The 11,817-nt window shown below is 63.2% G+C and carries 12 protein-coding genes; 7 read left to right on the forward strand and 5 right to left on the reverse strand.

The window, feature by feature from the left end:
• Positions 1-130 precede the first annotated feature (130 nt).
• Positions 131-1,042 (reverse strand): IclR family transcriptional regulator, encoded by a 912-nt coding sequence (locus AC5Y5C_RS03705; RefSeq protein WP_499969080.1) that lies wholly within the window; start codon positions 1,040-1,042, stop codon positions 131-133.
• A gap of 118 nt (positions 1,043-1,160) precedes the next feature.
• On the opposite strand from AC5Y5C_RS03705, the gene AC5Y5C_RS03710 reads away from it, so the two are divergent.
• The 5 genes from AC5Y5C_RS03710 (at position 1,161) to dtd (ending at position 6,175) form a co-directional block, all read left to right on the forward strand.
• Positions 1,161-2,333 (forward strand): hypothetical protein, encoded by a 1,173-nt coding sequence (locus AC5Y5C_RS03710; protein WP_499969082.1) that lies wholly within the window; start codon positions 1,161-1,163, stop codon positions 2,331-2,333.
• Complete coding sequence (locus AC5Y5C_RS03715; protein WP_499969084.1) at positions 2,333-3,118, forward strand: SDR family oxidoreductase; 786 nt, start codon at positions 2,333-2,335, stop codon at positions 3,116-3,118. The genes AC5Y5C_RS03710 and AC5Y5C_RS03715 overlap by 1 nt, the downstream gene beginning before the upstream one ends.
• 16 nt (positions 3,119-3,134) lie before the next feature.
• Positions 3,135-4,310, forward strand: a complete 1,176-nt coding sequence (locus tag AC5Y5C_RS03720; RefSeq protein WP_499969085.1) for a sulfotransferase family protein — start codon at positions 3,135-3,137, stop codon at positions 4,308-4,310.
• Between the two features lie 127 nt (positions 4,311-4,437).
• Positions 4,438-5,742, forward strand: coding sequence for an FAD/NAD(P)-binding protein (locus AC5Y5C_RS03725; protein ID WP_499969086.1), 1,305 nt, complete (start codon positions 4,438-4,440; stop codon positions 5,740-5,742).
• A gap of 1 nt (position 5,743) precedes the next feature.
• The gene (dtd, locus tag AC5Y5C_RS03730) at positions 5,744-6,175 is read left to right on the forward strand and encodes a D-aminoacyl-tRNA deacylase (protein WP_499969088.1); all 432 of its coding nucleotides are present in this window, start codon (positions 5,744-5,746) and stop codon (positions 6,173-6,175) included.
• Between the two features lies 1 nt (position 6,176).
• On the opposite strand, the gene AC5Y5C_RS03735 is transcribed toward dtd, so the two are convergent.
• Both AC5Y5C_RS03735 and AC5Y5C_RS03740 read right to left on the reverse strand, forming a co-directional pair.
• Positions 6,177-6,617, reverse strand: coding sequence for a hypothetical protein (locus AC5Y5C_RS03735; RefSeq protein WP_499969355.1), 441 nt, complete (start codon positions 6,615-6,617; stop codon positions 6,177-6,179).
• Between the two features lie 52 nt (positions 6,618-6,669).
• Positions 6,670-7,881, reverse strand: coding sequence for a 3-ketosteroid-9-alpha-monooxygenase, oxygenase component (locus AC5Y5C_RS03740; protein ID WP_499969089.1), 1,212 nt, complete (start codon positions 7,879-7,881; stop codon positions 6,670-6,672).
• A 150-nt stretch (positions 7,882-8,031) separates the two neighbouring features.
• Between AC5Y5C_RS03740 and AC5Y5C_RS03745 the strand changes: the two genes are divergently transcribed.
• Together AC5Y5C_RS03745 and AC5Y5C_RS03750 are read left to right on the forward strand one after the other, a co-directional pair.
• Entirely contained in the window at positions 8,032-8,553 is a 522-nt protein-coding gene (locus AC5Y5C_RS03745) for a gamma carbonic anhydrase family protein (protein ID WP_043076745.1), read from the forward strand.
• A gap of 246 nt (positions 8,554-8,799) precedes the next feature.
• Positions 8,800-10,152, forward strand: coding sequence for an FAD-dependent oxidoreductase (locus tag AC5Y5C_RS03750; protein ID WP_499969091.1), 1,353 nt, complete (start codon positions 8,800-8,802; stop codon positions 10,150-10,152).
• Positions 10,153-10,213: 61 nt separating this feature from the next.
• On the opposite strand, the gene AC5Y5C_RS03755 is transcribed toward AC5Y5C_RS03750, so the two are convergent.
• On the reverse strand, positions 10,214-10,615 hold the full coding sequence (locus AC5Y5C_RS03755) for a nuclear transport factor 2 family protein (RefSeq protein ID WP_499969093.1): 402 nt from the start codon (positions 10,613-10,615) through the stop codon (positions 10,214-10,216).
• A gap of 3 nt (positions 10,616-10,618) precedes the next feature.
• Positions 10,619-11,809 (reverse strand): thiolase family protein, encoded by a 1,191-nt coding sequence (locus AC5Y5C_RS03760; RefSeq protein WP_499969094.1) that lies wholly within the window; start codon positions 11,807-11,809, stop codon positions 10,619-10,621.
• Between the last annotated feature and the right edge of the window lie 8 nt (positions 11,810-11,817).

An 11,817-nucleotide genomic window follows, 5' to 3' on the forward strand; every position in this document is an offset into this window, starting at 1 on the left:
TTCGTATTCGGTCCAGCTCAGAGTAGAACGTGTTCTCGTTGGGTGTCAATGGGGATGCGCAGGCCAAACCGCCGAGTGTGAGCGGTGGTGCGCACTCGGCGGAAGGAGGGGGCGGCGAGAAGACGTGGCGCTAGGCGGGCTTGATGCCGCCGATGTGCTCGGTGATTCCATCCGCGGTGTGTACGAGCGCCTTGGCCCGGGTGGTGATCTCTGCGTCGGTGAGGTCATCGCCGATGTAGAGGCTCGCGACCATCGCCTGCTTGCCGTTGTGGTCGTAGACCGGCGCCGATATGACATTCACCCGGTGGCGGACCTTCGCTCCCGAGCCGACGGTGTAGTTCTCGCTGCGCAGGTACACCCGCTCGCCGATACCCGACACGATCTCCCCAAGCAGCGCGCGCAGCTCGTTGGGGATGTCACCGGGCACTCCGGCCATGAGCGAGTACAGCTGCCGGCCGGCGGGTGTCAGCAGTTCGACGAGATAGCCGTCGGTGCGGCATTCCTCGATCACCTTGCGCAGCCGGTCATCCGCGGTGCGACCGGGTGCGGTCGGGTCCTTGGCCAGCCAGGAGGCGATGGTGTCATCGGTATCCCAGAGCACGAACATCAGGCCCACCGGAGGGGTGAATGGATAACTCTGGCCGACCTCGACCCGCACGGGGTGGTCGGGGTCGCTGACCACCTCGAGCACGGTCACCCGATCGCTGACTACCGCGGACAGCGCCGTAGTATGCCCGAATTCTCTTGTAAGCATTAGTAATTGGTCACGGCTCGCCGGCTTGGCGCGCAGCGACTCCTGGGCTGCTCTACCGACGCGGATGAGCGCGGGGCCCAGGCTGTAGGTCTTATCGCGGTCGTCCCTGATCAGATACCCCGACTCGGCCAGTGTGGCCACGATGCCCAGGCAGGTGGGTTTACTCAGGCCGAGGCGACGTGCCAGCTCGGAGAGCCCAAAGCGTTCGGTGCGGTGGTGTGCCATGAAGTTGAGTACGGCCATGACGCGTTCGGTAGGCGGGGATGTCCTGCCTCGATCCTCGGCCAACTGAAACCTCCTGTGCTGCTGTGCAGTTCCCGGCATTCTTGACGAACCTGGGCGCAGCGCTCTACTGTCGGGGAGCATTCTACCACTGCGGTACAAATTTGTACCAGTCAGGAGCGCCATGTACAGCGAGGCATTCACCTCCGCGATAGCGGAAGCGGAGGCGCTGATCGTCGCGGCACCACACATCGAAACCGACGCCGATCTGCTTGAGGGGCTCCAGTATCTGGCGCAGGGGATTGCGGCCTGCACTCACGTGGCGTTTCACACCGATCGCGATCATCCGTTCCTGCTCTCCGGCACGGGTCCGTTCACCAAGATGGGGTTGGATAACCCCGATACTCTTTATTTCGGCGCCCGCGTCAACGGTGAGCACGAGTACGTGGTCACCGGAAAACGGGGCACAACCACCGATCTGAGCTTCCAGGTGCTCGGCGGCGGTGACTACACCGACAAGAATGTGCCAGGAAGTTCCATCGCCTTCGATGATCGCGAAATCCATATCGAGAGCGACGGCAGCTTTGAGGTCCGTTTTGGCCCAGGGCCGGTCAGTGAGTCTCGGCCCAACTACTTCACGCTCGGGCCGGGGCCAGCGCAGCTGGTCATGCGGGAGGTGTACAGCGACTGGCGTCAGCAACGCGGCACTCTTGCCATCGCACGGGTGGACACCGCGGGCACGGCGCCTGCTCCGCTGACGAAGGAACAGATTGAAAAGCGTTATGCAAGTGCGGGTAAGCAGCTCGTCAACCGGGTCAAGACGTGGCTGCAGTTCCCCAAATGGTTCTACGACAATCTGCCCGTCAACACCATGACGGAGCCGCGGCTCACTCCCGGCGGCCTGGCCACCCAGTTCTCCTCGGTGGGCCACTACAACCTGGCCGACGATCAGGCGATGATCATCACGGTCCCCAAGTCCGATGCGCCATACCAGGGTTTCCAGCTCGGGAGCCTCTGGTACATCTCGCTCGATTACATCAACCACCAGACCTCGTTGAATTCCAGCCAGGCCCAAGTCGACCCGGACGGCAACATTCGGATGGTGGTGAGTAGCGCCAATCCCGGTGTCACCAACTGGATTGAGACGTTGGGGCACCGCCGCGCATACCTTCAGTTCCGGTGGCAGCGGGCCGATCGACAGCTCACAGCTGCCGACGGCCCGAAGGTCGAGGTGGTCGCGATCGGTGATGTCCCCGCGAAGCTGCCGCACTACGCGCTGAATCAGATCAGCACAGAGGGCTGGCGCAGCCGTATTGCTGAGCGTCAGAACGCCATCGGCGCAAGGATGTTGGGCTGATGAGCCTTCTCGACTTCAACGGCAAGGTCGTCGTCGTATCCGGTATTGGCCCGGGACTGGGCGCCACATTGGCTGCCACGTTCGCCGCGGCCGGCGCGGACGTAGTTCTTGCCGCACGCACGCAATCGCGCCTTGACGAGGTGGCCGAACAGATCACCGCGACCGGACGCAAGGCCCTTACGGTGGCAACGGACATCACCGACGAGGCCAGCGTCGCCAATCTTGTCGAACGTGCGACCGAAACCTTCGGCAGGGTTGATGTTCTCGTCAACAACGCCTTCAGCATTCCGTCGATGAAATCCTTGGAGAAGACGGACTATCAGCATATTCGCGATAGCGTTGAACTCACCGTGGTAGGTACGCTGCGGCTGACGCAGGAGTTGGCCGCAGCGCTCGCCCAATCGAAGGGCGCGGTGGTCAATATCAATTCGATGGTCATCCGGCACTCACAGATCCGGTATGGCAGTTACAAGATAGCCAAGGCGGCGCTGCTCGCCATGTCTCAATCCTTGGCCACGGAATTGGGGCCGCAGGGAATTCGGGTGAATTCAGTTGTCCCCGGTTATATGTGGGGTGACAACCTCAAGGGCTACTTCGCGCACCAGGCCAAGAAGTACGGCGGCACGGTCGAGCAGATCTACGAGTACACGGCGGCGAACTCCGATCTCAAGCGGCTGCCGACCACCGATGAGGTGGCCAACGCCGTGCTGTTCCTCGCGTCCGACCTGGCGAGCGGGATTACCGGCCAGGCGCTCGATGTCAACTGCGGCGAGTTCCATGCCTAGCCATAAGGAGATCAGTATGAGTTTTAACGAGAGCTCTGCATCGAACACCGAGCGCACCAGCGTCGGCACCGTCGATGATCTCCACGAGTCGGCGACCCGGCTCATCGGCCTGGACGACTTCGGGGACGGGTCCGTCGACAACTATCGCGAAGCGCTCGGAGTGCTGCTGGACTCCTATCAGAGTGAGGCCGGGCTGACCCCCTTGGGCTCCAAGATGTCTCGGGTCTTCCTGCGCGGCGCATTGGGGGCACGGCTGCTCAGCGAGGCTGCGTTCAAGGCGCATCCAGACCACGCGCAGGTGGCGATCGATCGGCCCATCTTCGTCACCGGTCTGCCACGTACCGGCACCACCGCGCTACATCGCCTCCTCAACGCCGACCCCATGCATCAGGGTCTGGAGATGTGGCTGGCCGATTTTCCGCAGCCTCGGCCGGCGCGCGACACCTGGGATACCAACCCCGTGTACCAGCAGCTGGAAGAACAGTTCTCCAAGCATCATGTGGACAACCCGGAATTCATGGGCCTGCATTACATGTCGGCCAGCGAGGTCGAGGAATGCTGGCAGCTGTTGCGACAGTCGGTGCATGCGGTGTCGTATGAATGTCTTGCCCACGTGCCCTCCTATGCCCAGTGGTTGTCGCAACAGGACTGGACACCGGCGTACCGGCGTTACAAGGCCAACTTGCAGCTGATCGGTCTCAACGACATCGAAAAGCGTTGGGTGCTCAAGAACCCGAGTCATCTTTTCGCGCTCGATGCGCTCATGGAGGTGTACCCGGACGCATTGGTCATCCAGACGCATCGCCCGGCCGAGACCATCATTGCCTCGGTCTGTTCGCTCAACGAGCATGCGACGGCGGGCTGGTCGGAGACCTTCGTGGGTGCCACGCTCGGTGCCGACCAGCTGGATACCTGGGCCCGCGGCCTGGAGTCGTTCAAGTCCGCGCGCAGCAAGTACGACGAGGCACAGTTCTGCGATGTCGATTACTTCGACTTCATTTCCGACCCGATCGGCACCGTCGAATCCATCTATCGGCACTTCGGACTGGAGCTGTCGGCGTCCGCTTTGGTAGAGATGCAGAAGATGAACGACGAGAGCCAAAAGGGCCCCCGCGCCCCGAAGCACGTCTACTCGCTCGCCGACTATGGGTTGAGCAAGGAAGCGGTAATGGAGCGCTTCGCGGGGCTGTGATGCTGGGCGTCGCGCAAGCGGATCATCCTGTGTTTTTGGTCTTCGCGCAAGCGGCTCATCCTGTGTTTTCGGTCTTCGCGCAAGCGGCTCATCCTGTGTTTTCAGTCTTCGCGCAAGCGGCTCATCCATGACCCGTATCGCCATCGTCGGTGCGGGCGCGGCAGGAACGATGACCGCTCTGCATCTACTGCGGCGCAAGGACTCCAGCCCGATGCGGCTGACCTTGATCGATCCTGACACGAGTACCGGGCCGGGAGTTCCGTACCGCACCACGGATCCGCGCCATCTCCTGAACGTTCCGGCAGGAAAACTCAGCGCCGATGCGTCCGAGCCGCTGGACTTCGTGGGCTGGCTTAACGGCAATGGCCTGCCGGGCGCGGGCTCCGGGGATTTCGTTCCCCGGGGACTGTTTGGGCGTTATCTCTCCAGCGCCTTCGAAGGAGCGCGTGGTGACCTCGTGAACCGTGTCCATCGCAGGGCCGTCGCGGTGGCGGTGCGTCGTCACGGACTCGCGGTCACCCTGTGCAATGGCGACATCGTGCACGCGGACGCCGTGGTTCTGGCGGCCGGGCCCAATACTCCCGGAACCTCCTGGACGCCACAGTGGTTGCGCGATAGCGCGTTGTTCGTGAACGACCCTTGGCAGCCGGGTGCGCTCGACGGCCTTCCGGAGGACGGCGATCTGCTGCTGGTTGGCACGGGTCTGACGATGGCCGACCTCGCCTGCACGCTACGGCGGCCCGATCGTGTCTTGCACGCGATCTCCCGCAGTGGGCTGCTGCCCAAAGCGCATCGACTGGATCCGTCGTCGCCCGTGCCCGCCCCTGCCTTCACTATCGATCGCGGGCAGGTGCTGGAGCGTTCCGTGCGCTATATCCACGACGTGGTTGCCGAGGGCGGCGATGTGTGTGTTGCGGTGGATGCGCTGCGTCCGCATGCCGGTGCGCTCTGGGCCGGCATGACGGTCGATGAGCGCGTCCACTTCTTGCGAAACTACCGCAGGCTGTGGGACATTCACCGGCACCGGATGGCGCCGCGCACTGCCGGGCTAGTCCAGCAGTACCTCGCCGATGGTGAGTTACAGCTCTATTGTGCGGAATTGGCCGATACCGTTTCTGCCGGCACCGGAGCCCGGGCGACCTTGTCGACGGGGCAGTTCCTCGAAGTACGCGCGGTGATCAATTGCACCGGCCCGCAATACGACATCACCGCCGGCACCGATCCGCTGTGGAGTCAGCTCCTTGCCGACGGCTTGGTGCGACCCGGCCCGCTGAACCTCGGGTTGGATACCGACACCGAAGGAAGGCTTCTTCACGGGGCGCTGCAGATGTGGACACTCGGGCCGCTGCGGCGCGGGAACCTCTGGGAAACAACGGCATTCACGGAGATAAGGGCGCAGGCGGAACGATTGGCGGCGCTGATAGGGTCGTAACGTGCGTGTTCTGGTGCAGCGGGTTGCCTCGGCGTCCGTGTCCGTGGAGGGGGCAGTGGTCGGTGCGATCCGCCCCGAAGGTCAGGGGCTAGTGGCGCTGGTGGGTGTCACCCACGACGATGATGGCGACAGGGCCGCGCAGCTGGCGGAGAAACTGTGGCAACTGCGCATTCTCGATGACGAGAAGTCCGCGGCCGACCTCGGCGCTCCGATACTGGTCATCAGTCAATTCACGCTGTATGCCAACACCAAGAAGGGGCGTCGTCCGGCGTGGAATGCGGCGGCACCCGGAAGTGTCGCCGAACCCATCGTGACGGCGTTCGCGGACGCCCTGCGCAATCTCGGTGCTCACGTGGAAACGGGCGTGTTCGGCGCGGATATGCAGGTCGAACTGATTAACGACGGTCCGGTGACCGTCCTGTTGGAGCTATAGGTCAGCCGTCCCCGGGCGGTGCGGCCGTGCAGATCTGGTCCAGGCAGCCCTCGGCGACGGCATGCGCGATGCTGTCGGACAGCCGCGGGCATCCGCGTACCCGCGCCGTGTTGGTGCCTTCCTCACGCATCTGTGCAAAAAAGGCACACCGACCGGCGGCTGCGGTATTCCATTGCACGGCAGTGTGGTTGAGACTCAGTTTCTTGACCATCACCGAGCCATGGCAGAACCGGCAGTCGACCTCCTGCAGGCCAGAGGTCAGATACCGTTGCTTGTCACCCTCGGTGGCCTCGCGCAGCTGCGCGGCCCGCACCGGTTCGTGTTCAAATGTGGGCGCCTTCGACCAGTGGCCGTTCGGCCGCCCCGATCCAGCGGATTCATGAGCCGCGTCTTCCCCATGGGCGCCATGCAGTGCCAGCATCGACTGAGCCAGCTCCTCCACGCTGGGAGGATCGGTGCTGGCGTCAGTCGATGCTGAAACTTCGGTCATAGCACTAGCTTTGCGTCGCCTCGGCGGGAGCGTCGGCCTCGGCTTGAGATCCCGCGGAAGCCTTCTCCTCCGCCTGGCGCTTGAGGTTCTCGTCGACCTCGCTATGCCAGAACTCGTTGGCCTTGCTGGTGTCGATCTCGAGCTCGAAGCGGTCTGTCATCTCGGGAGTGACGTCGGCCTTGTTGACGTAGAACTGTGAGTACCAGCGGCGCATCTGGTAGACGGCGCCGTCCTCCTCGACCAGCAGCGGGTTGTCGATGCGGGTCTTGTTCTTCCAGATCTCGACGTCCTGCAGGAAGCCTTGTCCCACACCCTTGGTCATCGCGCGCGAGAGCTTGCCGGTCATCTTCTCGTCCATGCCCTCGGGCTTCTGGACGATGACGCCGTACTGCAGCACAAACGAATTCTGGTCGATCGGGTAGTGGCAGTTGATCAGGATCGACTCGGCCTTGTAGCCGCCATAGTTGTTGTGCAGCCAGTTGATCATGAAGGACGGCCCGAAATACGAGGCCTCCGAATCCAGGATCTGCTCGCCGGTGTATTGCGAGGAACCGCCGAGCTGAACGTCCGGACGCCCCACTGTGCGCAGGTACTGCGAGGCGATGTGTCCCTCGAACACGTTCTTGAAGAACGTCGGGAATCCAAAGTGGATGTAGTAGAAGTGCGCCATATCGGTGACGTTGTCCACGATTTCGCGGCAGTTGGAACCGTCGATGACGATGGTGTTCCAGTCCCAGGTGGTCCAGCCGTCATCGGCGTACTCCGGAACCTCCGGAATCTCAACGTCATCGGTCGGACCGTTGCCTTCGGCGTCATGCCAGACGAACAGCAGGCCGCTCTTCACGTCGGTGACCCAGCTTCGGGTGCGGGCCAGCTTGGGGGTGCGCTTGGCGTAAGGAACAAGTTTGCACTTGCCGTCACCGCCCCAGCGCCAATCATGGAACGGGCAGGCGACGTTGTCGCCCTTGACGGTTCCCTGGGACAGATCGCCACCCATGTGACGGCAGTAGCCGTCGAGCACCTTGATATCGCCCTGGGTGTCGGCGAATACGACCAGCTTGGTGCCGAACGCGTCAATGGCGTGCGGCTCCCCATCCCTGAACGACTCTGCGAGGCCGAGGCAGTGCCAACCACGGGCATAGCGCGTGGGAAGTTCGCCGACATCGATCTCGCGGACAGTGTTCCCTTCGGAAACGGGCCGAGTATCTGTGCTCATGGCGGGGCTGCCTCCAGTGTTTCGATGTTGGCCGCTGTGGCGACCACCTTCAACTAGAACATGTTACAGTTTTGCCACCCCGGAGCGCAAGAAATATGCCTGCCACGAGCGGAAATAAGATCCTTTAGGAAGGGTCGCTAGGGTATTTCGATGCCCTTGTACTCACTCGACGGAAAAAGCCCGAGCGTCCACCCTGAGGCGTTTGTCGCGCCGACCGCCTGTCTCATCGGAGACGTCACGGTGGAAGCCGGTGCTTCGATCTGGTTCAACACGGTCATCCGCGCCGATTACGCGCCGATTGTGATCCGGGCGGGAGCCAACATCCAGGACGGGTCGGTGCTGCACAGCGACCCGGGGATGCCGGTAGATATCGGTGAGGGCGCGACCGTGGCACATATGTGCCTGGTACACAGCTGCACCGTGGGTGATGGCGCCCTGATCGGAAATCACGCGACGGTGCTCGACGGCGCATCCATCGGTTCGCGCAGCATGGTGGCCGCGGGTTCGCTGGTGCTCGGCGGCACCCAAATCCCGGAGGACGTGCTGGTCATGGGTTCACCTGCCAAGGTCAAGGGGCCTGTGGCGGGCACTCCGGCGGAGTTCCTGACCAAGGGTGTGCCGGCGGCGTACCAGGCGCTGGGCAAGCGTTACCTGACCGGTTTGGATACCTAACGGCCCTTACGCCGGCCCCGATGTCTTGGTCAGCTGCAGGCATTCGGGGACATATGAACACCCGCTGAACACGCGCGTCATCCGTAGCTCCTTGGCCGGGAGCTGCGGCGATCAACACATGACCACGTGATCAGGTTGCCGAGACCCGAACGGGTGTGACCGGGATCTCTGTACGTGCGTCCCACTTTCTCCGGAATTCTTTTTAGGCTTGCCTTACCTAATCGATATCCGAGTAAAGGGGATGGCATGAGGAAGATCCGAGTCGCAGTTATCGGCGCAGGTCCGGCCGGTATCTACGCCGCCGACATCCTCACCAAGGAGTATGAGCAGGCGCAGGTCGATGTGTTCGATCGGCTGCCTGCGCCCTATGGGCTGGTGCGCTACGGTGTCGCCCCCGACCATCCCCGCATCAAGGAGATCATCAAGGCGCTGCGCCGGGTATTCGAACGTGATTCGGGCAGTGTCAGATTTATTGGCAACGTCCATTACGGCACCGATATCAAGCTCTCGGATCTGCGGCGCTTCTATGACGCGGTGATCTTCTCGACCGGTGCGCGCGCCGACCGTGAGCTTGAGATTCCCGGTATCGATCTTCCGGAAAGCTATGGCGCCGCCGACTTCGTCTCCTGGTACGACGGTCATCCCGATGTCCCACGGGACTGGCCGCTGACGGCCAAGAGCGTCGCCGTGCTGGGTGCCGGAAATGTGGCCCTGGACATCGCGCGCATGCTGGCCAAACCCGCCGATGAACAGCTCGGCACCGAGATCCCCGCCAACGTCTATCAGGGCCTGGCGCTCAACCAGGCGACCGACGTGCACGTCTTCGCCCGGCGTGGCCCGGCTCAGATCAAGTTCAGCCCCATGGAGTTCCGCGAGCTGTCACACTCGCCGAGTGTGGACGTCATCGTGCATCCGGAGGGATTCGAGATCGACGAGGGCAGCCAGCAGGCCATCAATTCCAGTAAGGCCACCAAGCTCGTCGTCGACACGATGATGAAGTACCTGGATCAGGAGCCCACCGGAGCCCCGCATCGCATCCACATCCACCTATGCCAGGCGCCCGCGGCGGTGCTGGGAATCGACCGGGTGGAGGCCCTGCGCACCGAGCGCACCGAGCTCGTCGGCGACGGAACTGTCAGGGGCACAGGAGAATACACCGACTGGCCGGTGCAGGCAGTCTACCGCGCGGTCGGGTACATCTCCTCACATCTGGCGGATCTGCCATTCGACCACCATGCCGGAGTTGTGCCCCACGATGCCGGACGGGTGCTCGATATCGACGGAATTCCGGTCGAATCGACCTATGTCACGGGCTGGGTCAAGCGCGGACCCGTGGGATTGATCGGACACACCAAATCCGATGCCGCTGAGACGATTGCCAGCCTGCTTGCAGACCTCCCGGGTATTCAACCCGCCGAAATCTCCGACCCGGATGCGGTTTTCGCGCATCTACAGGGAAGCGGGATTGACTACACCACCTGGGAGGAGTGGGAACGGCTCGATGCTCACGAGGTAGCGCTCGGCGAGGAACAGGGCCGCGAACGCATCAAAGTGGTACCGCGCGAGGAGATGATCAGCGCCGGGCGCCAGGCCTCTTAGCGCGAAGACATAAAGGCCCCGTCGCTGCGAGCGCAGGGGCCTTTATGTGTGTCCGGCGGACTCAGATTTTGCGCGCGGTCCCGGCGACCTTGTCGAATTCCCAATAGGCGCGCAGCACGACGAGCTTGCCCTCGGCGTTGGCCTCGTAGGTGAACACGCCCTCGGCCGTCATCTGATAACCGTTCATCGTGGTGACGATCCGGCCGACGTTGGCCTGATGAGTGCCGCAGTCATAGGTGGCGTCGAAGATGAAATCCAGCTTCTCGGTGGGCGCGATGATGTTGTCCCAGAAGGCTGCGATGGCCTCCTTGCCGCGATGTCCCTTGCCCTCGGGGTCGAACGGCGACGGACCCACCGGATCCTGCACCACACCGTCCTCGGCGAAGTTGTCGACCCAGGCCTGCTTGTCGCGGGCTTCGACGGCTGCGCGGGAACGCTTGCCTGCTTCGTCAGCGAGGCTCATGCCTTACTCTCCCTTCCTTGCGGGTTTGTCCGCCCCGACAACCCACATCGAGTAGTACTGCGAGCCGCCGCCGTAGGCGTGGCCCAATGCCTTCTTCGCGTTCGGTACCTGATGGTCACCGGCCTTGCCCATCACCTGGATGGCGGCCTCGGCGAACCGGATAAGGCCGGAGGCCCCAATCGGGTTCGAGGAGAGCACGCCGCCGGAGGCGTTGACGGGGATCTTGCCGCCGATGGCGGTCTCACCGGCTTGGGTCAGCTTCCAACCCTCACCCTCGGCCGCGAACCCCAGATTCTCCAGCCACATCGGCTCGAACCATGAGAACGGCACGTAGATCTCCGCGGCGTCGATCTCGTCGATCGGGCTGGTGATACCCGCATCGCGCCACAGCGCCGCCGCGGCATCACGTCCGGCTTGCGGGTTCACCCGGTCACGCCCGGTGTAGTCGAGCGGCTCCGTGCGCAGCGCGGTGGCGTGCACCCAGGCGACCGTATGGCCATCGGCGATACGGCGATCGGCAGTCGCTTCGTCTCCCACCACGATTGCGCATGCGCCGTCCGAGGACGGGCAGGTCTCGTCGAAGCGGATCGGATCCCACAGCATCGGGGAGGCCATCACCTTCTCGACGGTGATATCGGGCTGCTGCAGGTGCGCCAGCGGGTTCTTCGCCGCGTTGAGCCGGTCCTTGACCGCGACGATGGCTCCGGTGTCCAGCGGGGCCTTGGAGCGCTCGATATATGCGCGTACATGCGGGGCGAAGTAGCCCCCCGCGCCCGCGCCCACCGGCACCGAGAACGGAACCGGAATCGATAAGGCCCACATGGCATTCGACTCGGACTGCTTCTCCCAGGCCAGCGCGAGAACTCGGCGGTACTTGCCCGACTGCACCAGGCTGGCCGCGACCACGCCAGTGGATCCGCCTACCGACCCGGCGGTGTGCACCCGGATCATCGGCTTTCCGGTCGCGCCGATTGCGTCGGCCATGAAGAGCTCGGGCATCATCACGCCCTCGAAGAAGTCGGGGGCCTTGCCCACGACGACGGCGTCGATATCGTCCCAACTGACGCCCGCATCGACCATCGCTCGATCAATCGCCTCGCGGACAAGGCCGTTCATGGAGACATCGTGGCGCTTGGCGACGTACTTGGTCTGCCCGGTGCCGATGACGGCAGCGAGGTTCTTTGATGCACCCACTAGATCTT

The sequence above is a fragment of the Mycobacterium sp. NGS15 genome, from assembly GCF_059813245.1.

Bases quoted from the DNA above. Each gene is read 5' to 3' on its own strand.
- AC5Y5C_RS03710 (WP_499969082.1), top strand. From the start codon at position 1,161: ATGTACAGCGAGGCATTCACCTCCGCGATAGCGGAAGCGGAGGCGCTG.
- AC5Y5C_RS03715 (WP_499969084.1), top strand. From the start codon at position 2,333: ATGAGCCTTCTCGACTTCAACGGCAAGGTCGTCGTCGTATCCGGTATT.
- AC5Y5C_RS03720 (WP_499969085.1), top strand. From the start codon at position 3,135: ATGAGTTTTAACGAGAGCTCTGCATCGAACACCGAGCGCACCAGCGTC.
- AC5Y5C_RS03725 (WP_499969086.1), top strand. From the start codon at position 4,438: ATGACCCGTATCGCCATCGTCGGTGCGGGCGCGGCAGGAACGATGACC.
- AC5Y5C_RS03740 (WP_499969089.1), bottom strand. From the start codon at position 7,881: ATGAGCACAGATACTCGGCCCGTTTCCGAAGGGAACACTGTCCGCGAG.
- AC5Y5C_RS03745 (WP_043076745.1), top strand. From the start codon at position 8,032: ATGCCCTTGTACTCACTCGACGGAAAAAGCCCGAGCGTCCACCCTGAG.
- AC5Y5C_RS03750 (WP_499969091.1), top strand. From the start codon at position 8,800: ATGAGGAAGATCCGAGTCGCAGTTATCGGCGCAGGTCCGGCCGGTATC.
- AC5Y5C_RS03755 (WP_499969093.1), bottom strand. From the start codon at position 10,615: ATGAGCCTCGCTGACGAAGCAGGCAAGCGTTCCCGCGCAGCCGTCGAA.